The sequence below is a fragment of the Brevibacillus choshinensis genome, from assembly GCF_001420695.1.
In the GTDB taxonomy this organism is placed as follows: domain Bacteria; phylum Bacillota; class Bacilli; order Brevibacillales; family Brevibacillaceae; genus Brevibacillus; species Brevibacillus choshinensis.
The window spans coordinates 54,767-81,288 of record NZ_LJJB01000013.1 but is presented as its reverse complement, the minus strand read 5'-3'; the positions used below and the strand labels follow the sequence as shown (position 1 = coordinate 81,288).

Annotated in this window: 24 protein-coding genes; 9 read left to right on the top strand and 15 right to left on the bottom strand. The window is 50.0% G+C overall.

The features are described 5' to 3' along the window. Window positions 1-14 precede the first annotated feature (14 nt). Entirely contained in the window at window positions 15-689 is a 675-nt protein-coding gene (locus AN963_RS20610; protein WP_055746449.1) for a TerC family protein, read from the bottom strand. Window positions 690-784: 95 nt separating this feature from the next. On the opposite strand from AN963_RS20610, the gene AN963_RS20605 reads away from it, so the two are divergent. The 6 genes from AN963_RS20605 to AN963_RS20580 all read left to right on the top strand — a co-directional run bounded on the left by AN963_RS20605 (window position 785) and on the right by AN963_RS20580 (window position 6,338). Then, window positions 785-1,306 carry a hypothetical protein gene (locus AN963_RS20605; protein ID WP_055746448.1) on the top strand — a complete coding sequence of 174 codons (522 nt, stop codon included), beginning with the start codon at window positions 785-787 and terminating at the stop codon, window positions 1,304-1,306. A gap of 161 nt (window positions 1,307-1,467) precedes the next feature. Then, window positions 1,468-2,895, top strand: a complete 1,428-nt coding sequence (gene pdxR, locus AN963_RS20600) for a MocR-like pyridoxine biosynthesis transcription factor PdxR (RefSeq protein ID WP_055746447.1) — start codon at window positions 1,468-1,470, stop codon at window positions 2,893-2,895. Continuing rightward, window positions 2,892-3,632, top strand: a complete 741-nt coding sequence (locus AN963_RS20595) for an AzlC family ABC transporter permease (protein ID WP_055746446.1) — start codon at window positions 2,892-2,894, stop codon at window positions 3,630-3,632. The genes pdxR and AN963_RS20595 overlap by 4 nt, the downstream gene beginning before the upstream one ends. Then, window positions 3,629-3,946 (top strand): AzlD domain-containing protein, encoded by a 318-nt coding sequence (locus tag AN963_RS20590; RefSeq protein ID WP_055746445.1) that lies wholly within the window; start codon window positions 3,629-3,631, stop codon window positions 3,944-3,946. The genes AN963_RS20595 and AN963_RS20590 overlap by 4 nt, the downstream gene beginning before the upstream one ends. Window positions 3,947-4,046: 100 nt before the next feature. Beyond that, on the top strand, window positions 4,047-4,526 hold the full coding sequence (locus AN963_RS20585) for a chemotaxis protein CheW (protein ID WP_055746444.1): 480 nt from the start codon (window positions 4,047-4,049) through the stop codon (window positions 4,524-4,526). A 261-nt stretch (window positions 4,527-4,787) separates the two neighbouring features. Then, the gene (locus AN963_RS20580) at window positions 4,788-6,338 is read left to right on the top strand and encodes a vanadium-dependent haloperoxidase (protein ID WP_055746443.1); all 1,551 of its coding nucleotides are present in this window, start codon (window positions 4,788-4,790) and stop codon (window positions 6,336-6,338) included. Window positions 6,339-6,471: 133 nt separating this feature from the next. On the opposite strand, the gene AN963_RS32290 is transcribed toward AN963_RS20580, so the two are convergent. Together AN963_RS32290 and AN963_RS20570 are read right to left on the bottom strand one after the other, a co-directional pair. Next, window positions 6,472-9,219, bottom strand: a complete 2,748-nt coding sequence (locus AN963_RS32290; RefSeq protein WP_269084404.1) for a BMQ_0737 family morphogenetic spore coat protein — start codon at window positions 9,217-9,219, stop codon at window positions 6,472-6,474. Window positions 9,220-9,499: 280 nt separating this feature from the next. Further along, the gene (locus tag AN963_RS20570; protein ID WP_055746442.1) at window positions 9,500-10,180 is read right to left on the bottom strand and encodes a stalk domain-containing protein; all 681 of its coding nucleotides are present in this window, start codon (window positions 10,178-10,180) and stop codon (window positions 9,500-9,502) included. A gap of 398 nt (window positions 10,181-10,578) precedes the next feature. Between AN963_RS20570 and AN963_RS20565 the strand changes: the two genes are divergently transcribed. Then, on the top strand, window positions 10,579-11,478 hold the full coding sequence (locus AN963_RS20565; protein ID WP_236708043.1) for a M23 family metallopeptidase: 900 nt from the start codon (window positions 10,579-10,581) through the stop codon (window positions 11,476-11,478). A gap of 23 nt (window positions 11,479-11,501) precedes the next feature. Here AN963_RS20565 and AN963_RS20560 read toward each other — a convergent pair whose 3' ends face one another. The 7 genes from AN963_RS20560 to AN963_RS20530 all read right to left on the bottom strand — a co-directional run bounded on the left by AN963_RS20560 (window position 11,502) and on the right by AN963_RS20530 (window position 17,855). Continuing rightward, a complete protein-coding gene (locus AN963_RS20560) occupies window positions 11,502-12,170 on the bottom strand; it encodes a hypothetical protein (protein ID WP_055746441.1) in 669 nt (222 codons plus the stop codon). Between the two features lie 48 nt (window positions 12,171-12,218). Further along, on the bottom strand, window positions 12,219-12,815 hold the full coding sequence (thpR, locus tag AN963_RS20555; RefSeq protein WP_055746440.1) for an RNA 2',3'-cyclic phosphodiesterase: 597 nt from the start codon (window positions 12,813-12,815) through the stop codon (window positions 12,219-12,221). Between the two features lie 98 nt (window positions 12,816-12,913). After that, window positions 12,914-13,402, bottom strand: coding sequence for a hypothetical protein (locus AN963_RS20550; RefSeq protein WP_055746439.1), 489 nt, complete (start codon window positions 13,400-13,402; stop codon window positions 12,914-12,916). A gap of 149 nt (window positions 13,403-13,551) precedes the next feature. Next, the gene (locus AN963_RS20545; RefSeq protein WP_055746438.1) at window positions 13,552-14,592 is read right to left on the bottom strand and encodes a hypothetical protein; all 1,041 of its coding nucleotides are present in this window, start codon (window positions 14,590-14,592) and stop codon (window positions 13,552-13,554) included. Between the two features lie 4 nt (window positions 14,593-14,596). Beyond that, complete coding sequence (surE, locus tag AN963_RS20540) at window positions 14,597-15,397, bottom strand: 5'/3'-nucleotidase SurE (RefSeq protein ID WP_055746437.1); 801 nt, start codon at window positions 15,395-15,397, stop codon at window positions 14,597-14,599. 81 nt (window positions 15,398-15,478) lie between these two features. Further along, window positions 15,479-15,904: a tellurite resistance TerB family protein gene (locus tag AN963_RS20535; protein ID WP_083497011.1), complete on the bottom strand. Its 426-nt coding sequence runs from the start codon at window positions 15,902-15,904 to the stop codon at window positions 15,479-15,481. A 127-nt stretch (window positions 15,905-16,031) separates the two neighbouring features. Further along, window positions 16,032-17,855: an SgrR family transcriptional regulator gene (locus AN963_RS20530; RefSeq protein ID WP_236708042.1), complete on the bottom strand. Its 1,824-nt coding sequence runs from the start codon at window positions 17,853-17,855 to the stop codon at window positions 16,032-16,034. Between the two features lie 108 nt (window positions 17,856-17,963). Between AN963_RS20530 and AN963_RS20525 the strand changes: the two genes are divergently transcribed. Next, a complete protein-coding gene (locus AN963_RS20525) occupies window positions 17,964-19,187 on the top strand; it encodes an MDR family MFS transporter (RefSeq protein WP_055746436.1) in 1,224 nt (407 codons plus the stop codon). 11 nt (window positions 19,188-19,198) lie between these two features. On the opposite strand, the gene AN963_RS20520 is transcribed toward AN963_RS20525, so the two are convergent. The 5 genes from AN963_RS20520 to AN963_RS20500 form a co-directional block, all read right to left on the bottom strand. Further along, window positions 19,199-19,996 (bottom strand): ABC transporter ATP-binding protein, encoded by a 798-nt coding sequence (locus AN963_RS20520; protein WP_055746435.1) that lies wholly within the window; start codon window positions 19,994-19,996, stop codon window positions 19,199-19,201. Then, entirely contained in the window at window positions 19,989-20,921 is a 933-nt protein-coding gene (locus AN963_RS20515; RefSeq protein ID WP_055746434.1) for an ABC transporter permease, read from the bottom strand. The genes AN963_RS20520 and AN963_RS20515 overlap by 8 nt, the downstream gene beginning before the upstream one ends. A 28-nt stretch (window positions 20,922-20,949) precedes the next feature. Next, the gene (locus AN963_RS20510; protein ID WP_055746433.1) at window positions 20,950-22,002 is read right to left on the bottom strand and encodes an ABC transporter substrate-binding protein; all 1,053 of its coding nucleotides are present in this window, start codon (window positions 22,000-22,002) and stop codon (window positions 20,950-20,952) included. Between the two features lie 93 nt (window positions 22,003-22,095). Then, window positions 22,096-23,106, bottom strand: a complete 1,011-nt coding sequence (locus AN963_RS20505; protein ID WP_055746432.1) for an ABC transporter substrate-binding protein — start codon at window positions 23,104-23,106, stop codon at window positions 22,096-22,098. 240 nt (window positions 23,107-23,346) lie between these two features. Then, window positions 23,347-24,663: a hemolysin family protein gene (locus tag AN963_RS20500; RefSeq protein ID WP_055746431.1), complete on the bottom strand. Its 1,317-nt coding sequence runs from the start codon at window positions 24,661-24,663 to the stop codon at window positions 23,347-23,349. Window positions 24,664-24,804: 141 nt separating this feature from the next. On the opposite strand from AN963_RS20500, the gene AN963_RS20495 reads away from it, so the two are divergent. After that, window positions 24,805-26,481, top strand: coding sequence for a DNA repair helicase XPB (locus tag AN963_RS20495; RefSeq protein WP_055746430.1), 1,677 nt, complete (start codon window positions 24,805-24,807; stop codon window positions 26,479-26,481). Window positions 26,482-26,522: the final 41 nt, after the last annotated feature.

The following is a 26,522-nucleotide window of genomic DNA, read 5'->3' as shown; positions in this document are numbered from 1 at the left end:
AGCTTTTCGTCTTTTTACTCTGCATGAGCTTGGTCGTGATGACTTCGCTGCCAATAACCAAGGAGGAGTACGAGTGCCACGATGACGATCTTGATGACAGCTTCGAGTCCTGTCCACTGCGAAAGCCAGTCAGCGATCACCTCTTCGTTGGTAATCATGTTGACAGCTGCCCATGCCAAGACGGCAGACCCCAAGTAGACGAGCCACGAAAAACGCTCCATCGCTTTGAGGATGAGCTGACTGCCAAAGACCATGAGCGGAACACTGATGATAAGACCCAAGACGATCAACACAATATTGCCATTCGCTGCCCCTGCAATTGCCAAGACGTTGTCCAAGCCCATCATGACATCCGCCACCACGATAGTTTTGACAGCCTGTACCATATCTTCACTGGATTTAATCTGGTTGTCTTCATCCTCTTCGCGTAGCAAATTGTAGCTGATCCAGAGCAAGACGACGCCACCTACCAAGTAAAGGAACGGGATTTTCAACAAATAAACTGCCAGAACTGTTGCGATCACACGTACGATCACCGCCAGGAAGGTTCCCCAGAGGATCGCTTTCTTACGTTGTGCAGGTGCCAGCTTGCGGCAAGCGATCGCAATTACTACGGCATTATCCCCACTCAATACGATGTTGATGGTAATAATGACCAACAAGGATGAGATAAAAGCCGAATCAAACAAGGAAAATCCCTCCAAAAACAGACCCTTCCGTACCCCGTCTAGGGTTGTTGTCCTTCCAGGAATTCAGTATGATGGTAAGGAGGAGGGTTGTCGAAATGTCGAAACAATTCGTTACCGAGGCGATCATGTTGGCTATCTACGGGGAGCTGATGTCCCCATCGCAACCGGTAGAATATCTGATACCCGCGTCGACAATCTATGAATTGGACGAGTTCATCCAAAGCCCAGAACCTATCATGCCCTACTCTGGCGACGATCAATACGTGCGCAAGATCATGCAGGAAATGAGCCAGTTCTTCCAAGATCCGTTTAATCGCAAGCGGCTGGAGAAAGGTCTGATCGCACCGTGGTCCAAAGTGCCGTTTACCTTCCCGAATGGAGTTACCTTGACGATTATTAAGGTAGAAGACAACGCCATGTGGGGAGAAATTTTTGATCCAGTCGAGACACAGCTGTTGCTCACGTCCATGCGATTTGAGGTCCCGCTGATCACAGACCAGCCGGATTATCAGGATCGGATTTTGGAATATATCGTACCCGTTCAATTTTATGATGTGGATGATTTTGAATTCGCCTTGGAACAAGGAATTTCACTGACGGAACTGCAGGAACCTTAAACCGGCAGATGCACCAAGCAGACTGACAGGCTACGGCCAGTCAGTCTTTTTTTGTTTCTTTCTTAGTATGGCTTTTTATATCGAAAGAATTGGCTCTTTTATTGCCAAACAATTATCCGTATAGTGAGGAAAAGAATGGAGTCGCCAAAAGGAGCGTCAGCATGGGAAGAAATCCAATCTATACCCGAGTCTACAATCAACTCAAATACCAAATTTTAAGTGGGGAACTCCCAATTGGCTCCCATTTACCGCCAGAACGAAAGCTGGCCACCCGGCTAGGAGTGAGTCGCAATACCGTCGTGCGAGCCTATGCCGAACTGGAGTCAGAGGGGTTTATCGCGGGACGTATGGGCAGCGGCAGAAGGGTCGAAGCCTTGCCTCCTGCTCCGCTCCTGACGAGGGTAAACTGGAACAGTCAATCCAGCTACAACCACCTTGCCTCTTCCCCCTCCCATATGGCTGAGCTCCTGTCGATCACAGACGCGTATCCCGATACGATCAATTTTGCTCACGGGGATGGCGGCAAGCACACGTTGTCCTCCTCCTGTTTTCCTGACTACGTCAAGGCAGCGGCTGAGAAGGTACAGTCCTATTTTTTTACCGCCGTGCACGGTTTGCCACTCCTGCGCGAACAACTCGTCGAATGGATGGGCATGGAACAAATCTCCTCGCCCGAGCAAGTCTGCGTCACCAGCGGATCGCAGGAAGGGCTTTATTTGATCACCAGCATTTTGGCCAAACCAGGAGACTGCATCGTGACGGAAATGCCCACGTACTTTGGCTCCCTCCAGCTTTTCGCATCATTGGGCATACAGATCATCCCTGTTCCTCTCGACCAAGACGGAATGCGAATGGATGTGCTAGAAGGGATTCTCGCTCGCTCCCACCCACGCTTTATTTACACGGTCCCTACTTTTCACAATCCGACGGGACGTACCCTATCTTTTGTCCGTCGCAAACAGCTGTTGGCCTTGAGTGAACGCTACGGCATTCCCATTGTAGAGGACGACGCATACCGGCACCTGCACCTCGATGCCGAACCCCCTTCTCCATTGAATTCCATGGATCAATCCGGCCATGTCATTTACCTCAATACGTTTTCCAAAATACTCTTTCCCGGGCTTCGAACGGGCTGGATCGCGGGGAATCAACAGTTTATTCAATTAATTACCCGTCTAAAGGAATTATCGATCTCGACAAACACACTCGGGCAGATCGCATTGGCTTCGTTTTTGAAAAACGGTGAGCTAGCCCCTCACCTGGCCACTGCCCGAAATCTGTACCGAGAGCAAGCTCAGCTCATGGAATCACAGCTAGCGCCGCTTCGTTCGCTGGGAATCCAGTATGAAAAGGCAGCGGGTGGACTTTATTTCTGGATCGCACTGCCAGAAGAGCTGAACCCTCGGGAACTCATGCATACCTGCATGAAGTCTGGTGTTTCCTTTACGTGCGGGGACATGTTTCTCGTTCGGGAAGCGGAACAGCCGTACATTCGCCTCTGTTATACCCACGAAGGGGCTGAGCGTATCGAGCAAGGCATGTCCATTTTGACGCACGTCCTGCGCAAACAAAAGGAGGCATTTTCATGAAATGGTCCGCGCAATCCAAGGCATCTTTTCACAGGGGTATATGGGATTCCCTTCCCATAACTGCCAGCTACATCCTGGTTGGCGCCATTTTCGGGATGATGTCTGGTCAAGCAGGCCTATCTCCGTGGCAGAGCGTGGCGATGTCAGCCTTTGTGTACTCCGGTGCCGCTCAGTTTAGTGCCATCGCCATGATTGCAGATCACGCCAGCATGTGGGCTATCGTGTTGACCACCTGCATGCTCAACACTCGTCATTTATTGATGGGGCTATCGCTATCTCCGTACTACCAGCGTTTTTCCTCAGCACAGGTCAACGGTCTCGCCTATCTCCTGACAGATGAACAGTACGCCATTAGCTTGAATCGATTTCGCCAGCATCCTAGTGAAGCCTCTTATATTGTAGCGGTTGGCGGTTCGTTCCTGGCTAGCTGGATCTTGGGCACATGGCTCGGCACTGTCGCAGGTCAATGGATTCCTGATCCCGCTTCTCTCGGTCTCGACTTTAGCTTCACTGCCATGTTCGTCGCGCTTGCCTTCTATCAGCTGACATCGTTTACCCGTACCCTGACGTTCTTGTTATGCGGAGGCTTGGCCGTAATCTTTGCTTTGCTTCTTCCAAACGGCTTGCATCTACTTGTTGCAGGACTGGTAGCCTTTATGATTGGCTATGTCTGGCCCACCATAGGTACAGAAAAAAAAGAGAATCAGAATTCGGGACAAAAGGTGGAGACCGCATGAATCTGATTTTGTTGTATGTTCTCCTGGCAGCCGTTACTTACTTATCCCGTCGTGCCTTTTTGCGCTTGCCCGATCACTGGTTATCGCCACGAGTCAAAAATGGGCTGACCTTTATTCCCGTAGGTATTTTTGCAGGACTCATTTTCCCTGCCCTGTTTGTTCAGAATGATCAGATAGTCATCCAGCCTATGCTGATCGCTGCGAGTGTCGTTTGCCTCCTCTTGATGGCGTGGAGCAAAAACATTCTTCTCAGCTTTGGCGTGAGCCTCGGCTTGGTCGTTCTCTCTTCTCTCGGATTAATCCCTTGGCAGTAGGCCCAACGTCTTGGCCGAACGGAAAAATCAACACGAGAAAGGTTTGTCCATGGTACAATATGGGTATATAACGGTAAGAGGTTCGGGGAGGAATACGTAAATGGAACTGACGAAGCGAAATCATGGGGCGGATTGGGATGTAGAAGGTGCTACTTCGCAATCGATCCTGTTCAAAATGGGAAGTGAGTACTACGGGCTCTCTATTTCCCTCGTGCGAGAAATTATCAAGCCTTTGCCTGTAACGCGATTTCCCAAATCACCTCCTTATGTGGAAGGTGTCGTCGATTTACGTGGGCGTATTTTGCCGATTATCAACCTGCGAAGTATGTTTGGTCTCGAACCAGTCCCTGAAACGGACGACACTCGATTCGTCGACTTGCAGTTGGAAGACCTAAATGTAGGAATTATCGTTGACGCTGTATCGGAAGTCATGAGTATTCCTCAAAGCTTGATTGAGGTAGCTCCACCGATCATCGCGGGGGTAGAAGGAAAATACTTGCAAGGGATTGCTCGCCTGAATGACAAGCTGATCATGCTGCTGGATGTCGATGAAATCTTTGGGCAATGGAAAAAGAAATAAATAAATCATAATAAGGAATTTTATCAGTATAAAAGAATGGATAGGGATCTCAGAAAACATCTGAATCTCTATCCATTCTTTGTTATTTACAACAACATTATTGCCATTTGGAGAGCAGCGACAGCCGCTTTTCCGCAAACGGGAGCCACCCCAGTCACCGGACCAAATCAAAGCTGATTAGGATGAGCACCCATTACCAATACACGCAAAAACAATATACTACATCGAGGTCATTGACATACTTAGGAGAAGATATCAATTATGAAAAATGATGAAAAAGACGAACGGAAGTCGTATGAAATCGGTCCGGTAAAAGCGAAGATCCGTCGCAAGCAATCAGCTTCCATTCGTGAGGAAGCAGCGGAGTTCCAAGAGGATCGTCCTCTACCGCCCCATCCGTGCAACGGAGATGAAGAATTGTATTCAAATAAAATCGGCAACTATTCCAAAGGTTTGCCGCACAATAGCCTCGGTGAAGTTGATCCAAAAGCCTATGAGGCCTACATGAAAGCGTTAAAGACAGGTGATCCGGTCAATTTTGAAACGATCCCTTTAGGGGGTGTTGTAAAGCTTACGAATCCCCAGGGCGCGTATGCATTCGATCTGGCGGGGCCCGATTCCCATCATTTAGGCATGATTGCACCCCCTGACTTCAGCAGTGCCTGGGAGGCCGGTGAGATGGCGGAGCTTTACTGGCAAGCGCTGACCCGCGATGTGCCTTTTGCTGATTTTGGCACGAGCCCGCACTCGAAAGCCGCTGCATCTGATTTATCGAGCTTTTCCGATTTTCGCGGTCCAAAAGTCGGTGGAATGGTAACAACCGAGAACTTGTTTAGGGGGAATACGCCCGGAGACCTTGTGGGGCCTTATATCTCCCAATTTCTGTGGAAGGACATCCCTCACGGGGCCACAACGATGGTCCAGCGATATCGAACTACAGTGGCAGGCGATGACCACATGACCACTTATAAGGAATGGCTGGATATCCAGAACGGATTGTCTCCTGCTGCGCTGAATATATTCGACCCAACGCCTCGTTATATCCGCAACGGTCGAGATTTAGGAGAATGGGTTCATCGTGACTTCACCTTCCAAGCCTTTCTAGCTGCTTGTTTGATTCTTCTTGGCTTTGGACAGAGTGCGCTGGATCTAGCCAACCCCTATCTTAGTTCGGCGACCCAGATCGGTTTTGTCACCTTTGGTGGGCCACACGTTTTGGATTTTGTGGTTAGGTCGGCTCGTTCCGCTTTGGAGGCTTCCTGGTTCCAGAAATGGCTGGTTCATCGCCGTCTCCGGCCAGAAGAGTTCGGGGGGCGCGTCCACAACCATTTGACTGGCGCTGCCAGTTACCCCATTAACTCGGAACTGCTCCAGTCGGAAGCTGTTTCCAAGGTCTTCAACACATTTGGTAGCTACCTGTTGCCCATGGCCTATCCGGAGGGCTGCCCTACTCATACTTCCTACCCCGCTGGTCACGCCTGCATTGCTGGGGCTGGGGTTACCATGTTGAAGGCGTTTAGCAACGAATCTTTCGTGATCCCGAATCCGGTCGAAGCCAGTGCTGATGGCCTTTCATTGCTTCCTTACTCGGGGACACCTCTGACAATTGGCGGAGAATTGAACAAACTCGCAGCCAATATAGCCCTTGGCCGCGACACGGCCGGTGTACACTGGCGCTCAGACGGAATAGAAGGGCTAAAGCTGGGTGAATCAGTTGCCATCGGGATTCTGAAGGATTACAAGGATACCTACAATGAAGATTTTTGCGGTTTCTCCCTAACAAAGTTTGATGGAAAAGCCATTACTATCTAAACAGACGAGGCATGAAAAGGACCACAGGTGAAAAATTCGCCTCGGTCCTTTTCGTATTTTCCTCTCTGGTTTATAACCACGGATTTCTATTTACTTCTTACTTGTTTTTCTGTTAGTAGCTCACTCAAATAAATCATGGATTGAAAGGAGTGAGGATGACATCCTGAAACGTGCGGCAATCCTGCACCTGTATGTTAAGATCAAAAACCTGCTTGGTTACTGTGTCGTATACAACTACGCCCAGAGCGTTCATCAGCCGTAAACGGAATTCATCAAAGGGACCTGGAAGTTCACGCAACGTAAGCTCGGCACTGAGGGTATCGGTCGTGCCGGTTAAGGTGAACGTCCGGATTCCGGTAGCAGTAATCACTAGCTGCAGGCCACCACCTGGGAGGGCCGTGCAAGTAGGCGAGCTAATCTGAACAGGCGTAAAGACAAAGCTGAAATCGCCGAGGATTTCGTCTGTCAGCGTAGGTGTCGGAGTAGTTGGCACCGTATCGACAAACGTATAGGAGAACGTGCTGCTTCCTGGATCGCAACTCGGGCAGATATCGGCGAGCAATTGCTCTGTTCCCGTTTCTGCCACACCGTCGAAGAAGACGGTAGAGTTGGTCAAGAGAGCGTTGGCTGTTCCCTGGCAGTCGCAGTTTCTGCGCGGAAAGAGATCCGGACACTGTGGCGGGAATATAATCGGCGGGCAGATGAATGAAGGAGTCAGCGGCGGTACAGGAATGATTGGACTTGGCCGACAGAACTTCGCCAACACTTCCAGCTTCACTTCCGCTTCTACCTGAATCTCTTTGCAGATGATGACTTCCAGCTCTACCATGCCACCCAGGAACACATTGCCGATCGGGTTGCACTCGACAGCGGTGATGCGGCAGAGGATGTTGGATTCATCCAACGGTTCCGGCAGGCACAGCACGATTTCGTCATCGAATTGGATGGTGGCCGGGAATTCGCACAACAGCGTACCATTGGCAAATACGCGGATTAAGAGCGTTGCGCCGAACAGGAAGCGGACGATCCCGACGCGGACAACGTTTCCGTTGACGATGATATTCTCCCGCCGGATGCCAATAATGGTGCAAGAAAAGTCCAGGGACTGTGTGGGCTGAGGTTTGGGGATCAGCGGGAATGTCGGTGGAACGATCGTCTCCACGCATTGGATGGTGATATTTTGACCGGCACGTATCGCTGCATCTACCAGCGGACGGCAATCGTCGGGGATTGGTACCTTGTTCCGGTCCCTGTTGGCGGCTACTACCCAGTCGTATACCTTTTGGACGCGGATGCACTCTTCCTGCAGATTGTTTGGAATTGGGGGAGCGGGTGTCGTTATGACGGGAGGACAGTTCAATTGGGGAGCTCCAAAGCTGATAGAAACCTCACCATTTCCTGTTCCCACACCTGAAAAATTGACCTGGTTGAAGCCGCCATTAAAGGAACCGCCTCCACCTCCGCCAAAGCCACCGGTTAATGCTCCCAAGCCCGTACCTCCGCCACCTCCGCTGAAACCACCTCCGCCGCCGCCCCCAAGGGAGCCGCCTCCACCTCCGCCGAGACCACCAGGTCCCCCATTCGGACCGGCTGGGCCTCCTGCACCGCCAGCGTTGATCGCTATTCCTCCTCCACCGCCGAGGGTTCCTGCGACACCACCACCGATGATGCCAGCTCCTCCGCCTCCTCCATTCTGAAACGGTCCTCCACCACCACCAAATCCGGCTGTACCGCCAGCTCCTCCACCTCCTGTACCCGCAGTGCCGTCTGGGCTTGATGACTGTGCGTCCGAACCGCCTGTATTCGATGCACCTCCTCCACCGCCTCCCGCGGCAACCAAGAGATTACCTTGTGTAACAGCCCCCATGGTTCTCCAAACAAACGAGCCCCCGCCTCCTCCACCGCCAAAAATAGGAGGATTTCCCAGACCACCTACCAGAAAGCTCAGTACATCACCTGGTGTTACGGCGAAATCTCCTTGGATAAAAGCGCCTCTACCAGCGGAATTGTCGGAAGCGCCGCCTTCCGCCCCCACTGCAGAGATGGTAACTGTATCCACACAAGGCGGAACCATAATGGTTTGAATAGTACCCGTAAAACCAAAGGAGAGCTCTTCAAAGGAAATGATAACCACGCCGTTGTCAGCTCCGACACCAGATTGATTATTCTGGTTGATGCCAGCGTTAAAGGAACCTCCTCCACCGCCGCCAGTGCCGGAAACTAGGAGATCGTCACCTTGACCGCCCCCGCCTCCGCTGAAACCACCTCCGCCTCCTCCCGCAACGGAGCCGCCTCCACCGCCACCAAAACCTCCAGCACCACCGCCTGCAGGCCCGTCGGCACCCCCGCCAGTACCGCCATCGTTAATCGCTCTACCGCCTCTGCCTCCAGCTTCTCCATCGAAGCCATTTCCTTCAATGCCTGCTCCACCGCCACCACCGCCAGTTTCTGTTCCGCCTCCGCCTCCCCCTCCGGCGGTACCGCCACCTCCCTGTCCTTCTCCTCCTGTACCATCCGGGCTGGATGCATCGGCATCCGATCCGGCAGCGAGAGCGGCTGCTCCACCACCACCCCCGGCAGCGATCAAGAGGTTGACGATAGTAGCTGGACCCGTGGACCGCCAGACAAACGAGCCTCCTCCTCCTCCGCCGCCACGTATTGCCAGAGCGGCGTTTGCGCCAACCCCTCCTACCAGAATGCTCAGTTCCTCACCGGGAGTGACAGGAAATTCCCCCTGCAGAAAGGATCCTCTTCCGGGTCGTTCGCCAGTGGGGGTAGTCCCTCCTCTTGCTCCGACCGCCCTGATGGTCACGGAGGTCACAGAAGGCGGAACCGTAAAGGTTTGACGCTCGCCCGTGTATTCAAATGTTCGTCTGGGCATATTACCTCGCTCCCTTTCAAAAAGGTTGACAATCTTTGACGCGTATAAACCATTTCGCAATCTATGTTTATGTCCATCCGACAAAAGTGGACTAGGCGGGTAAACGGGTTCATGCAAAAAAAGAGACCTTCCTCCGAAAAGGAACGTCTTATTCCTTACTACCAATCAAGCAAGGTGCTACTCCCCTTCAAAAATTGACGTCCCTTACTCCATACAAAAAGCCTGGTGATCGTTTCATCATCACCAGGCCATTCTCCTTGTTAACCTCGCTTCTTTACTTTTATTGTGAGATCGTAATGACTTTCGTTTTTTCATCCCACTCTACTTTTGCACCCAATGCTTCACTGACAAAACGTAGGGGAACAAACGTCCTACCTTCGATTATTTGTGCTGCCTGCGTCAATTTGATTATTTGACTGCCTGCCGAAGCTTGCGTGCTTCCAATCGTAAGCTTCACGGTGGTTTGCCCTTTCACAGCGGTCACCATTTTTGTTGCCTGATCCCATTTCACCTCTGCGCCGAACGCCTCGAATATTTCACGCATGGGGACAAGCGTCGTACCATTTTTCAATACGGGTGGAACGGGAAATTTCAGTTCTTTCTTATTTACGAAGACACTGATTTTTTCGTTTGCCAACGTATTGCCGTTCAGCATCCATACATACTCAGCAACTGCCTGATATTCTGCTTCTGTTAAACTTCCTGGTGCGTTCTTTGGCATAGATTTTTGAATGCCCGCCTTTAACGCATTGAAATCCTGGTGATTTTGTTTAAATGTTTGCGTAACCAAATCGGGAGCTCTTCCGCTATTTCCATCCGCCCCATGACATGCCATGCAGCTTTTCTGAAAAACCTGCTCCCCCAATCCACCGCTGGCGGTAACGGTTTGGGTTTGAGAGGCGCCGCCAAATAAAGCGAAAGCACAAATGGTGGAGACCAAGCCAATCGTTAGTCGTTTCATTTCTGATCCTCCTACATAATGATTTCGTTTGATCTCAACGATTTATCATTTACAGAATATTGCATTTATATTTAATGGTATTCCTCCTGCCATACTGATTGTCCTTCTTTTTTCGCACAGAGGCGGCCATATCAAACGGATAGACGGCCATATGAGTCTATGCTCAGTTTCATTCGGAGGATGTTCTATCATTTTATATTGGTTACTTATCATTTTGACCAACTCACAGGAAAATTGGTAATGATATTGGTACATATTCTCCACAAAAGCAAGATGGGCAAGGCTATCCACAGGCTATAGACCATCCAGCGGAAATCAGGTTTGCCGTGGATGTATCGGGAAGAGAAACTCTCCCTGGGCTTTATCCGTACTATATATACGAATGGAGGATGATTCTTTTGGAACGACATCATCGAATGGACCAGGCAGACTGGATCCCTGCCGCTTTCATAGCTGGAGGGTACAAAGCGCTCTACGAAGCTTGTAGCGCTTCCTTTCGGGAACAACTAAGTCTAGAAGAGTTTGGTACTTTTGCTTCTGAATTTCATCAGGGGGTAACGGGCTACCAGCTACTTCCTGCTTCCATCGTCCCTTGGGGCGACACACTTCGCTATGTATGGATTGATGAAAGTGGACAAAAAGGACTGTCGACAGCGATTGATCGTGACGGAACGATCCTCGGTCTGCGACTTGCTCATTTATCATCCTTTCCCGATACCGATACAGCCCTCACGAAAGGAACGTATCACATGCCGTTCCATGGTGAGTGGTTTACCTATTGGGGCGGCACCAACGAGCTGCTCAACTATCACTACGCTTATCCAAGCCAACGCTATGCATTTGATTTTCTCGTGATGCGAAACGAGAAGACTTTCCATGGCGATCCGAAGCGCAACGACAGCTATTTCGCTTTTGGACAACCAATCGTAGCTCCAGCCGCTGGAACTGTCCTCAAGGTGTCGAACGCCATCTGGGACAACGAGCCTGGCACGGTAAATGAAGACTACGCTGCCGGCAATTTCGTGGAAATCGATCACGGCAACGGAGAATACAGCTTGCTTGCACATCTGAAGCACCGCTCCATCACCGTACAGCCAGGTGACCATGTAGAGGTAGGACAAATGATCGGGCTGTGCGGCAACTCGGGCAATTCGAGCGAGCCTCACTTGCATATGCAGGTGTCCGATTCCTCTGACCTGTTGCATGCACGATCCGTACGTATCCGTTTTGCAGGCATCGATCGAGTCGTACAGGGAGATACCGTAAAGGGGCAAAAAAAAGAGGATGGTTATGTGTGAGATCACATAGCATCCTCTTTTTTCTACTCTCTCCCACCGCTCGCTAAATACGCGTAATTGACCCATACCATTTCTTCAATGCCCAAGATTTCCTTGAACAGATCTACTGAATCGTAAAGCAACGAAGCTCCTGTCTCTTCGTCCACATCGGTCAACAACTGCAGGTCAAATAGCGAGCGCAGCTGCTGTACTTGCTTCGGACCCGCAATCCGGTTAAACGTCTGCGGTTTAATCCTGGTGATGCCTTTCCCTACTTCTCGCCGATACAGCTCCGATCGCACTACCCGATCCAGGATGTCCTCATACTTTTGCCGTACGTCTTCACTTTCTCCGATTCCTTCCTGCAGGTCAATCTCTGGATAGAGCCGGCCAAATTCTTCTTCCGCCATCTCTACGTCCAACGAGTAACTGATCGTTGCGGAGGAAACCTCGTAGCCAGCATCGAACATCCGAAAGCCCCAGCCGTTATCTTCCGCGTCGTGAAACCAGAGCAACGGCACAAATTGCTTGGACAGCTGCAAAAGAAATTGCAGAGTTTCCGATGTTTCCAGCCACTCGTCCTGCAGGAAAAAAGCGTTCCAGTCGCCGTTGACGTTCCTGTGGAAGTACGGCTGTTCTGACTTGGACAAGGCAATCAGTACTTTCGGTTCGTATTTGCGTGGATAAAGAATGCCGGTCGTGAACTCACCCATCCGTTTTCCACCGCTTTCTGGAAGGTCTCCCTGGTCCTTTCTTCCAGTCTATTCAGGCACCGCTTGTTTTTTGCTGTGTTCTTTATCAAACGTGCTCGTGTGGATAATGGAATGGACGGCTCCCTCTGGTTTTAGCTCAGATAGATACAAATGGACGTGCTTTGCCTGCCAATGAGGTGGCTCGATAGCCAAATATCGTTCGTTCCACTCCAGAAGGGGCAGACCACTCCCCTGCACATGGGGCCCGCGCGCGAGTGTGATGTGTGGGCGATACCGCTTACGATCGTAGGACAGACCGTCATGCAGGTCAAAGCGCTTGCCTAACAACAGATGCAGCTGTTTGAGCGGATTTGTCTGACCACGAAGTCCCAGCCAGAGCACACGGGGATGTTCGGCATGTGGAAACGCCCCCAAACTCCCTACCCTCAAGGAAAACGGATGGATGATGGCACTGACAATATCCATGTCCTCGCAAATGGCCGGAATGAGCGATTCATGCACTTCGCCTAAAAAATGCAAGGTGAGGTGCAGGTTATGCAAGGATTGCCAACGGTCGACGTTCACATCCTGTTGCAAGCGTTGTTGAACGTCGGCTATGTAAGAGGCAGCATTCTGCGGTATATCCAGAGCCACGAATAGTCGCATAACTATAATTCGTCTCCCTTCCAGCGATAATCCCCGTGGTAGACATGCAGCAAAAAAGCTCTCCTATTTACGGAGAGCCCACTCTTCTACTCGGTTCTTTAGGCAGCTATCATTTTACCCGTTACGATGCCCAGTACACTGCGTACATATTCACCAAGTCGACCTGAGCCAGGCTGATAAGAAAAGCGAATGGTCAGTTCTACATGTCCGACGTGACCGGCGGGAGGGATGTTCCAAAACAGATCAACTTCTCCATAGAGAATTTCTTCGATGCGTAGTTTTTTGCTCTCGATGTCCAGATTCGGATCATGAGACAGGGAAAATTTCATCATGATGGAAAAGGAATCCTTCGACGACAGAATCTCGTTTCGCAGTTGTAGCTTACCGTGAATCGCTACGACTCCAGACTCTCCCCACAACGTATACTCCAGCAATGCTTGAAATTGTGGTTGAACTTGCAGCTCCAGGGCAGGTAATCCACCCTCTATGGTGAGTGCATGACTCTCGGCCAGTTGTTCGATCTCCCCTTGAAAACGGTGAGCGCAATCGGAAACGTACTGTAGTACATCGGGTTGAACAGCGTACATCGTTGTCACCTCTCCCCAGCAGATTGTCTGTCCTACCTACTTCGAAATTTTCCTTGTCGTTTCCTTTGTTGAAAAATGACTTATTTACCCATATTTCATCGAAGTGAAAAACATTCCTATGAAAATTCGTTTTCACAATGTTGCAATATTTACTGATACGGATTGAGATGCCCTGAAAACGCTTCCCGATGCAGTTCATCTAATCGAACCTGCACGTGCTCATCCAACTCCAAATGATAGAGACGTCCTTTTTCATATCGCAACAAAGGGTAGGCACCTGTTTGTAGAGGGCTTACATCCTCACATCTCACGAATGCTGGCAAGGTCATGAGGAAACGAGCAAATGGATTCGCCTCGTCCTCAGACATATGTACGACTTCGAACAGATGAGTGAGCTGAGGTGTCACCACGAGATACAAGAGCTCCCCTTTCTCGGCAACCCATATGGAGAAGGTCGAATCTCTCACCTCACTTCGGGAGTGCCTTCGCATGACCCAGACGGCCTGCTGCACCGTTCTCATGAGCAAGTGCTGCGCCTCTTCCTCACCATGTGCCCCCATCATACGGCGATAGTCGAGAACAAATGCCACTCCGTCCTCCTGGAGCACTTCCCTGGACAAAGACAGCGCATAGATTGTCTCCGTCTCTTCTTCCCTCACCTCGGCTGCATGTGGCAGCTCCTCTGGCGTCCCCGCGAACAAGGAACGGATCATCCCTTCCGTGCGTTCTACTTCCTCGGCAGAGAGTGAGATGGACTCCGTGTATATATGCGTGAGGTTCCCTTCCTCATATGCCAGGTAGTGAATGGGCGTCGCTGCCTGGTTCAGGATGCTTTGCGCCATATGCCTTTCTTCCGCCTTTTGTATGTCAAAACTAAGTGGAAACCCTAATGGTTGCAGCGGATCAGACAAGGTCCAGATCACGGCGAGCAATTTATTTTGGTACGCTTTGAATTCAATGGAGACTGCGTCACGTGTCTGCTCGCTGAAGGCATCCACCGATTCAAATACGAGAAACAATTCTGCCTCGCCACGACCGTTCAGGCGGGCAAAGTAAGGGAGACCCTCCTCCCCGGCCAGCTTGTACAAATCATGAAATCGCTCGGGGTCCAGCCGTTCGCCCTCCGTCTCCCTATCCGGTGACACGATTGTCGCATCCAGCTCGATCCGCGGCTCGAACTCTTCCGCCATCTCGTTATCCCTCACGTTTCCCAGACGATTTGACGAATGACCATTCGTCCATTTGCTTCAAAAGACTGCGGTCTGTTGCGTCGATATGAACCGGCGTGATGGCGATGTATCCATTTTTGAGCAAGTCGTAATCGAGTGGCTCGGCAAGCGGCATGACTGCTGGATATTCCCGCATCAAGAAGTAGCCCGCTCCCTCCTGGTTGTATTTATCTACGTAATGGTTCAAGGAAAGCGAAGCAGGCACGATGCCTTTCACTTCATCCAACGGCACATGTGGGATGTTTACATTCCAGAATACTTGCTGTGGCAGCTCGCCCTTTAACGCTTTTTCCGTAAAGTCTTTGACGAGTGGCTGAATCATCTGGACCACTTCGCCGTAGTTATCTTGATCAAACCAGTTGTCATAGGACAGCGCAATACCAGGAACCCCGAGAATAACTGCTTCACGAGCCCCACTGCACGTGCCTGAATAGTAAATGTCACGCCCGAGGTTCGTCCCCACATTTATGCCGGAAAAGACGAGATCCGGTTTTTGATCGTCCTCGAACAGAAGATGATACGCCGCTTTGATACAGTCGGCGGGATTTCCATTGATAGCCCATGCCTTTACTGGAAGGCCGTAGAAGTCATGTTTTTGCGGTTCCAACGCACTGCGAAAGGTAACCCCATGCCCGACGCCACTTTTTTCTTCTTGGGGTGCAACGATGTAAATTTCTGTATCTTCTAGCGTGAGCAGTGCTTCCGCCAGTCTTTTAATCCCCAGCGCCTCAATACCGTCGTCGTTCGTAATCAAGATACGCAACATAGATTGTCCTCCTCATTTGCTAGCCTTCTCCTTATTGTACCAAAAAAAGGTGAAAGGACCCCAATGTGAATGGGGCCCTTTCTAATCTGCCACGATTTCGTCCCAGCGCTCACGCCATCTGATCCCATCGGTAATCCACTCTTCTACCTGTGCCTGTTTCTCCTCAGAAATCCCAATCAGGCAGGCAATCCGAGCAATTTCTTTCGATTCCTTTGGAGACAGCTTGCGATCAATCAGCGCCATATGATAGAGCTTGCGCATCATCATCAGCTTTTCCGATTGAGTCAGGTCGATCATGTCCTCGACAATGACCTCAGGACGCTTCGGATAGTCCATGTCGTCCATCAAGATTTGCCGTTCCTTCAGCGTGAAATGTTCTGAATTTACCATTTCATGAATCCGATTCACTTCTTTATTCCCTATATAACCGTCGGCATGTCCGACACATATCATCAAGCGTATGGAAGCAAACACAAGATGTTTGTCCTTCTCTGTTTTCGTATACACCGTACTTCCTCCTCCTACCGTTTTGCTTTCCAATAAGAAATTGTTTTTAAAACGGCAAAAAACTCTTTACTTAATTATACGTTGAAAAACGAAAGCGGTTTCACACTAAAATGTGACAAAATTTCAGCTATGCTCGCACAAAAACCCGAGAAAAGTCAACCCACCCATACGCATCCAGAGAAATACCGGATAAACGCGGGTGTGCTTGCATCTCGATCCGATTGGAATACAGCGGGACAAACGTGTGTCGCTTCTGAAGAATCGCGAGAATTTTCTTCATCTCATCCTCACGATCGGTTTTGGTTTTCGCCTCAAGCAAGCTTTTCATCTGCTTCTCTACCTTTTTCCTGCCTTGCTCGTCTACATGATGGTGGATGCTCAGCGCCTCCGCATAGACAAACTCCAGCAAGGATAATTCCAATCGTTCGTCCACATTCGCGCTGTCTACGATTAGATCAGCCTCCCGGAGCATCGCCGATTGCGCCAGCTCTTCAGGATCAACGTAGACGATTTCAATAGGAATCCCATATTGGGCACATCTTGCCTGAATCCACATCGCATCTTCCACATGATCCAGATCAGGATACGTATATAAAAGCAGCTTTTCCCCGGAATAGTCACAATCCTTCCCATTTTTCAGGAAAGCGCTCATCTCTTCTTCGGGTAAAAACGGGACTGCTTCCCCCCATGCCTCCACAGGCTGCCTCGAGCCTTTCAGATCCGCCCGCAACGCTTCCCCAGAAAGAATAGCTGCCACAGCCGCACGAAAGGAAAGATCGTGTAAAGGACCCGGCTTGGCTCCATTGAGACTTACATATTGAAAGCTCTGTTCGTGTCGGGACACGCCATTCCAAACCCCATCTTGCTCGGGCACGATTCCCGCTCCTGTCGTACACCTCAGTAGCTGTAGATGATTCGTTTCTGCTTCATCCTGCAACTCAGGCACACACCATAGCTCGACGCGATCGAGGAATGGGCGCCCAGCGAAATAAGGCTGAAACGCTTCGAGGACGAGCATAGAGTCATCGTTGCGGATCACTTTGAAGGGTCCAGTACCCACTGGCCTAGCTGCAAAGCCCTCTCCCATCTGTACCACGTAATCTTTTGGCACAATAGATACGTACTCCTTGCTCAATGCATGGAGAAATAAATGGTTCGGCTGCTGCAGAGTCACGATAACGATGTGATCCTCTATGGCCTGGACAGATTGAATCGAATGAGTCAGCCAACGATGCCTGGATGGTGCCTCCATCAAGCGTAGCAACGAATAGCAGACATCCTCTGCGTTCATCTGACGCCCGTGATGAAACAAGACTCCTTTTCGCAGATACAGCGTCCACTCTTTCCCTAGCTCATCAGACTCCCAGAAAAAGGCGAGCTGACCCACGATTGTTCTCGTCGCAGGATCAAATCGGACGAGCGTATCGAAAATGTGTTTGACCAAATGAGTTTGCGAGCGCAACAGCACCCGAATCGGATCGAGGATGCGAAACGGACCACTAACAAAGAAACGCAGGGTGTCCACTCGTTCCCCATTTCCTTTTTCCCGCGAAACGCTCAAACCAAACTGGCTGCTCATCCACCGTGAATAATCTTCCTCTAGCCCCTGCCACTCCTGTTGATACTGACCAATCAGTTGTCTGGAGCCTTGTATGTCCCCTTTTTGTACGAGCTCTTTGGCAACCGTAAACACCAGATCGTCTGGTGCTAGCAGGCAGGTGAGCACAGAGCGGTTTCCTCGCCCTCGACCTGGCTGCCAATGGAGCCACCCTTGGTTTTGCATTTTCTTTAACGTCAACGTCGCATTGCGATGTGTGCAATACAGAATATCTGCAACTTCCGCCAATGATATGTCAGCAGGTGTCCCCTGTTTCAGATTCGGACGCCCTGCAAATAAACGCACGTATTGTTCTACCAGCTGCATCGATACCACCACCGATTCTTCTCTCAAAAACATGAAATTCCTGTAGGCATAATCGTACGCTTTTTCTCCTCGCCTTGCCAACGTAAAATATGACGAAACCATAATAAACGATTTCAATCAGAAAGGAAGCCACCCATGAACCTCATTCCTCATTCCCTCACACGCCTAATCGCTACGTACCCGCCCATCTTGTGGGTCAGGCTGTTCGGAGAAACACTCACTTCTCTATCCAGCGCAATGATTGCTCCATTTTTGGTCTTATACTTGAGTGAGCATATCGGTAGCTCTATTACTTGGACCATGCTGATCATCGGTTTACAACCATTCTCTGAAATCTTGCTCACGCTGTTTGCTGGTGGCGTGACGGATCGGTTTCGGCGAAAAACGGTTATGCTGGTCTCCCTACTGCTCCAAGGCTTGGCGATGCTCGCTATGGCGTGGGCAGACTCGCTCGCTGCCTTTGCCTTGCTTTACGTGGTCAACGGAGCAGGACGCTCCCTGTTCATTCCAGCGAGCCGTGCCCATCTCGCGGACTCCATTGCTGGGACTCAAATGGCGAGCGCATTTGCCCTCTTAAGCACCGCAGGCAGTATCGGAGCTGCTTTAGGCCCTCTAGTCGGTGTGTTGATCTACCAGTACGATCCTGCTCTCGCCTTTTTATTCACGGCAATGTCCCTGCTGCTGTATGCAATCGCTGTCTGGTGGAAGGTCCCCCATACGCAGCCTGCCATCGCGTCAGAGAATACAGCATCTGAAACGTATATGAACGGCCCCTTACAGACCTATCGACCGGCTCTCGCCATCATGTTTTTATCTTTACCGATCAGTTTGTTCTACGCGCAAACAGAAACGAATCTGCAACTGCACTTCAAGCAAACGATGCCCGACTACTTACAAACATTGGCGACCCTCGTCTCCGCAAAAGGCATCATGCTCATCCTTCTCGAATTTTGGCTGGTCAAGTGGACGCAAAAGCTCCCTACACGCCTGCTCATCAGCGGATCGTACTTCTGTTTTTTGATCGTTGCACTCGGCTATGCCTTCCTCGATTCACTTCCTGCACTGATCGCCCTGCAGCTGATTTGGGTTATTGGCGAAAGCATTGGTATTACACAGCTTTTGACATTCGTCACCAGAGTTGCACCTCCCTCGATGCGGGGACGCTACTTTGCGATCACTGGGACCCATTGGGACATCTCCCGCACATGCGGACCTTATTTGGGCAGTCTCGTCTTGATCCATTTCGGAGGTGCCACGCTGTTCGTGTTCGTCGCAGCTGTTCTCCTCATTGGCGGCTGGGCCATGTATGCGTATCTGGCTAGAAAAGAAAAAGCCTTCCCGATAGTACAGGAAGGCTGAGTCACCAACGACTAAGTCAACAAGAAACGGTCTTCGCTAAAGCTTTCACCACCGCGGGCCGTTTCAAAGGCTCGCAACAGGTCCTGCGGTTTCATCGTGCGTTTCTTCTCATCCGGAATGTCGAGGATGATACCACCATCATGCAGCATGAGCAAACGGTTTCCCATATTCAACGCTTGCTCCATGTTGTGCGTGACCATGATCGTCGTCAGAGTGTGGCGTTCCACGATCTTTTCCGTCAAATCTACAATCAACTGTGCCCGTTTGGGGTCGAGTGCTGCTGTGTGCTCATCGAGGAGCAGAATCTTTGGCTCTGTAAAGGTCGCCATCAGGAGGCTGAGCGCTTGTCGCTGACCTCCCGAGAGAAAGCCAACTTTTGTTTTCAGGCGATTCTCAAGTCCTTGGTCCAGCTGTTTCAATTGCTCGCGGAACAGCTCCCGCTTGTGGTTGTTTACGCCAAAGGACAGCTTCCGACGTTGTCCCCTCGCCAGTGCGATCGCCAGGTTTTCTTCGATCGTCATGTTGGGAGCTGTCCCAGCCATCGGATCCTGGAATACGCGACCGATCAGTCCTGCCCGTTGATGCTCTCCCATGCGGGTCACATCATTACCATCAATCGTGATACTACCTTCATCCGGTAGCATTCCTCCGGAGATGATATTCATCATCGTAGATTTACCTGCACCGTTACTACCGATGACGGTGATGAACTCTCCGCGTTTGACATGCAGGTTAACATTACGCAGGGCGATCTTTTCGTTGACCGTTCCCGCATTGAATACTTTATTGACTCTCGAAATCTTAAGCATCGCTGCTCCCTCCTCTCACCGTGCGTACGCCCTGTTTCTTCCAAATACCTTTGGCAATGGTCGGAACAGTAAGCGCGATAATCACGATTAAGGCTGTGATCAGCTTCATGTCGGACGGATTGAGACCGGCCTGCAGAGCCAATGCGATGACTAATCGGTAAACAATCGATCCGAGAATGACGGCGAGCGTCACACGGAAAATGGAGGAGCTTCCGAACAAGACTTCCCCGACAATAACAGAAGCAAGACCAATGACAATCATCCCGATCCCCATGCCCACGTCGGCGAAGCCCTGATACTGGGCGACCCATGCTCCAGAGACTGCGACCAGCCCGTTGGAGAGCGCCAAGCCTACGATGGTTGTCGTGTCTGTATTGACACCGAAGCTGCGGATCATTTTCGGGTTGTCACCCGTCGCACGCAGATCCAGACCAATGTCGGTATGCAGGAACCAGTCAATCACTACCTTCAAAACCAGCACACCCACCAGGAATACCATCGCCACACCAGTCAAAATCGTTACTCCACCCACAGCCAAATTCGGAACACTCAGATCCTTGACGTAGGTAAACAACGTATCTTCCCGCAACAGTGGCAGATTGGCTTTGCCCATAATGCGCAGGTTGATCGAGTACAGCGCGATCATGGTCAAGATCCCTGCCAATAGGGCGTTTACTTTCCCTTTGGTATGCAGGATACCGGTAAAGGCTCCTGCCGCACCGCCGACCACAAAGGCCAGCAGCGTAGCGAGGAAAGGATTGATTCCATCGATGATAAACTTCGCAGCGATTGCGCCGCCTAAAGCAAAGCTACCATCTACGGTCAGATCAGGTACGTTTAGAATGCGAAAGGTCAGATAAACACCCAGAGCCAATATTCCAAAAAGCAAGCCCTGTTCGATTGCCCCCATTATTGCCAGATTCATAGAAGAAGTCCTCCTGTTGCTGCATGTATTACTCTACCACTTCTCCTGCGCGGTCGAGCATCGATTGCGGAATGGTCACTCCCATTTTCTCCGCAGCTTTCTTATTCAATACCAGTTTCATTTCGGCTTGCATTTCTACAGGCATATCACCTGGTTTTGCTTCGCCTTTCAAGATTTTCACAGCCATATCAGCTGTTTGCGCACCCAATTTGGTGTAATCAATACCATAAGTCGCAATCGCACCGCTCTTCACGGAGTTTTCTTCCCCTGCGATGACTGGGATTTTTTGGGATTCAGCTACGCCCAGAACAGCCGCGATAGCAGAAACGACCATGTTGTCTGTTGGAACGTAGTACGCATCCACTTTGCCTACCATGGATTCAGCTGCTTGCTTCACTTCGGTTGCGCTCGTGATAGCCGCTTCTTGGATAGTCAGACCCAGCTTATCTGCAACTGCTTTCGCTGCGTCCACTTGTACTTTCGAGTTTACTTCACCAGAACTATAGATAATTCCCACCGATTTTGCGTCCGGTTTCATTTCTTTAATTAGCTTCAGCTGTTCTTCTACCGGGTTCATGTCAGAAGTCCCTGTTACGTTGCCTTCTGGTTTTTCCATTGCTTTGACAAGGCCCGCCTCCACTGGATCAGTAACAGCCGTGAAAAGGATCGGGATCTCTTTGCTTGTTTGAGCTGCCGCTTGAGCAGTTGGTGTCGCAATCGCGAGCACCAGGTCAACTTTGTCCGCTTCGAATTTTTGTGCGATGGAAATCGCTGTATCCATGCTGCCTTGTGCAGATTTCAGATCAATTTTGACTTGCTTGTCTTTCTCGTAGCCGTTTTTCGCTAGCTGTGCGATAAAGCCTTCACGAGCTGCGTCCAAGGCTGGATGCTCGACGAATTGGGAGATCCCGATTGTCAGTTGCTTTTCAGCAGCTGGAGCAGTTGCATTGTTCGCTGCTGGCGCCGGGCTTTGATTGTTAGCCGGAGTGGCGCTTTGCTGTCCGCACGCGGTGACGGACAAAAGCAACAAAGGAAATAAAATACTCTGAATCATTTTCATAGGTCTCTTTTGTTTGAACATTTGATAAATAGCCCCCTTAAAAATTTTTTCTAATTTTAACACGCATAAAACATTTTTAAAAGAAGAAAAAAAGAGAGCATGAAGCTCTCTTTTTTACTTGGTGATTTCTTTCGCCTGCTGTTTGAGCTCTTCAGATATGGTGAGACCAAACTTCGCAGCTGCCGTTTCATTGATGTATAGTTCGGCTTGTTTGGAAATCTCTACCGGAGTTTCCGCTACCGCTTGTCCTTTCAGAACTCGCGCAGCCATTTCACCGGTTTGCTTACCCATGCCGTAATAATCGATTCCATAGGTGGCTACCGCGCCGCGTTTTACCGTGTCCGTATCAGAAGCAAATACAGGAATCTTGCTCTGCTCAGCTGCACCTAAAACGGCTTCAAAAGAAGAAACGACGGTATTGTCAATCGGAATGAACAAGGCTTCTGTCTTCGCAGTCAGTCCATTTGCAGCCAGTTGTACTTCTGACAGCTGCGAAATGCCTGCTTTGACGATTTCCACGCCTTCTTTGCTCGCTGCTGCTTCCAGATCCTTCACTTGCACTTCAGAGTTTACCTCGGAAGTCGTGTAGATCACTCCCAGCTTTTTCAAGTTGGGCAGGAATTTTTTGATCAGCTTCAATTGTTGTTCCATCGATACTTTATCTGAGGTTCCGGTCACATTGCCGTCTGGTTTTTCCAAACTGCTGACCAATTGTGCGGACAGCGGATCTGTCACGGCACTGAAAACGACAGGCTTGTCAGTAATCGCTTTTGCTGCTGCTTGTGCGGATGGTGTAGCGATGGCCACAACCAGGTCCTTTTGGTCACCAGCGTATTTTTGCGCAATGGAAACGGTATTGTTCATGTCACCGTGGGCGTTTTGATAGTCAACTTCCAGATTCTTTCCTTCTTCATAACCAGAAGCTTTTAAACCATCCAGAATCCCTTGGTGAATGGCATCCAATGCTGGATGTTCCACAAATTGGGTCAAACCCAACTTCACAGTTTGCACTTGCTCACCTGGTTTTGCTGCGGTTGTGTCCGTTTTTCCACCTGTTTGATTGCCGCATGCTGCCAAAGAAAATGCCAGCAACGCGGTCAGTCCCATACTGACTGCTCGTCTCATCTCAACTTCCTCCTCTAGGCTCTGCTTCGCTACTTTCTACTACCAGCTTACTTGCAAACTCTGAATTATTATAACACATCGTATTACGTTGAAAAGATTTTTTCATCACATTTTTAAATCCATATCCAAGAAAATAATGCCGATATTTCTTCCCTTTTTAGTCCAAATTAAAAGGTTTTAAAATTGATATATATCATTTGAGTATATTGATAAACAAACAAAAAGCAGCAATGGATTCGTTCAGGAATCCACCACTGCTTCCTCTACTGACAGCTTTTTCACGATCACTCGTGTAATTCGATAATGGTCTACTTCCGCGACATAAAATTGGTAGTTGCCTTCCCACACTACATCTCCTACGCGTGGCGAGTGATCGAATTGCATATAGATCCAACCGGCCAACGTATCCACTTCACTCGACTCCAGATCGATGTCTAGATAATCACTGACTTCTTCCAAGAGCATGCGTCCATCGAGGGAAAGGATGTTATCATTGCGCTCCACTTCCGGACGCTCGTCATCGAATTCATCCTGAATGTCCCCCACAATTTCTTCCATGATATCTTCGAGCGTGACTAGACCGGCGGTACCTCCATATTCATCGATGATGATCGCCAACTGCCCCCGCTGTTTCTGGAGCATAGTCAGCAAGCGGCTGATGGAGATCGTCTCAGGAACAGTCAGCACCGAGCGCATCAACGCCTCCAGATCGCGTTGCTCTCCTACCAGCAATCCTGTCAGCATGTCCTTGATGTGCAGGCTCCCAACAACATGATCCTTGTCCCCGTCGACGACTGGATAGCGGGTGAACCGACCGTTTTGCACCAGCCTCACATTTTCCTCAAATGGATCGCGAATGTTGAGCACAACCATGTCTGTGCGGGGAACCATGATTTCCCGCGCCATCGTCTCAGAGAAGTCAAAAATATTGTCTACAAGCATCATTTCTGTATTGTCGATCAGCCCACTTTTGTGACTTTCGTTGACGAGGATTCGGATTTCTTCTTCTGTATGTGCCTCCTGATGTGGTTCCATCGATATATGAAACAGCGCAAGTATTCGGGAGGCAGACCAGTTCAACAGAGCAATGAACGGGTACATGACTTTGTGAAACCACATGATCGGCTTCGCTACAGCCAGCACGATCGTTTCTGTTTTTTGGATAGCCAATGTCTTGGGGGCAAGTTCTCCCAGTACGATATGCAAAAAGGTAATGACAGAGAAAGCAATAATAAAGGAAATGCTGCTAATCAATGTCTCATTTAACCCGAAATAACGAAAAACGGGATGCAGTAAATGGGCAACGGCAGGTTCGCCCAACCAGCCCAGCCCAAGAGATGCGAGGGTAATGCCTAATTGACACGCGGAGAGATACGCATCGAGATTGTGCAATAGCTTTTCCACGTTGACTGCATTGGTGTTCCCTTCTGCAACCAATTGAGCGATGCGCGATTCCCTCACCTTGACGACTGCAAACTCGGTCGCTACAAAAAATCCATTGAGCAGCACGAGGATCACGACCATCCCCAAATTGAACCAGGTCCCCAACATCGCCATGACCCTCCTTCCCTTCCGTCCGTACTTTGGGATATTGTTTCCCACCACAGGACAAATGTTACCTGTCTGTTTTTCTTTCTTTTCCCGATTGTGATAACATAGCTCTGTATGAATATGTAGCTTGCGAGTGAGGTGAGTCACTTGTCTTACCGTCCAGATTTGCCCATGATTGTGCAAAGTGACCGAACGATCCTGCTGGAGACACAGCATCCTATGTTTACTGAAGCGAGACAAGCCATCCATGGCTTTGCAGAACTGATCAAAAGCCCGGAATACATGCATACGTACCGGATTACCCCCCTATCGCTGTGGAATGCGGCAGCAGGTGGATTAACACACGAGCAGGTATCCGAGGTCCTCGCCGCGTATAGTAAATACGGAGTTCCTCCAACAATCGTCAAGGAAATCGAGGAAACAATGTGCCGTTATGGTCGTATCCGGCTGGAAAAGTCAGGGGACGACATGATCTTAAAAAGTGAAGATCCCCTCTTGCTTGCAGAGCTCGTCGGGTACAAATCTATTACCCAACTGATCGAAGAATCACGCGAAGAGGGCTATGTCATTAAGCCATTCGCTCGCGGATTGATTAAGCAAGAGCTCATCCATCTAGGCTATCCCGTCTCGGATATCGCTGGCTACACCACAGGTGAGAGCTGTCCCGTAAAATGGCGAAAAATCACCTCAACAGGACGACCGTTTTCCCTTCGACCTTATCAGGAGGAGGCAGTCAACGCTTTCTACTCCGGAGGCGCTGTTACTGGAGGGAGTGGTACTCTCGTCTTGCCATGCGGTGCAGGTAAAACTGTGATTGGCCTCGGTGCCATTTGCCAGCTTCAGACAGCGACACTCATTCTGACCACGAACACTACATCCGTTCGCCAGTGGATCAGTGAGCTCCTGGACAAAACGGGGCTGGATTCTTCCTTAGTTGGTGAATACACAGGTGATCGAAAGGTAGTAAAACCGATTACGGTGGCTACTTACCAAATATTGACGTACCGTCCCAGTGCGGAGGATGAATTTCCTCACATGAAACTCTTTTCAGAGCGCGACTGGGGGCTTATTATTTACGATGAGGTTCATTTGTTGCCAGCGCCAGTTTTTCGGGTTACATCCGGCATCCAGGCCACGCGACGACTGGGATTGACGGCTACGCTCGTTCGTGAAGACGGACGGGAGGAAGACGTCTTTACCTTGATTGGTCCAAAAAAATATGAAGTTCCATGGAAAATGATGGAGGAACAGGGATGGATTGCCGAAGCGCGCTGTCGGGAAATCCGCCTGCCGTTTGAAGCCAAATGGCGAGAGGCTTATGCTCGTGCTACTGCTCGGCAAAAGTTTCGTATCGCTGCAGAGAATCCTAGAAAGCTGGAGGTAGTCCGCTACTTACTGGATCAGCATCCTCATGACCAGGTACTGATTATCGGCCAATATGTCGACCAGCTCGATCAAATGGCACATGCTCTACAACTGCCACTCATCACCGGGAAAGTACCAGAGAGTGAACGGGAATTGTTGTACCAGCAGTTTAAACAGGGGAAAATCAAGCGCCTCATCGTTTCCAAGGTCGCAAACTTCGCCGTGGATCTGCCAGACGCCAACGTCGCGATCCAAATCTCGGGGACATTCGGCTCCCGACAAGAAGAAGCGCAGCGGCTTGGACGAATCCTACGTCCCAAGACAGATGAGAACAAGGCGCATTTTTATACGCTAGTCACACGGGATACGCGGGAGCAGGAATTTTCTCTTCATCGTCAGCTTTTTCTCGTGGAACAAGGCTATCCATACGATATTATAGAAATGGAAACGCTGGTTTGAAACGTTTTAAAAATACCAGCGTCTCATAGAGGGAAGGGAGG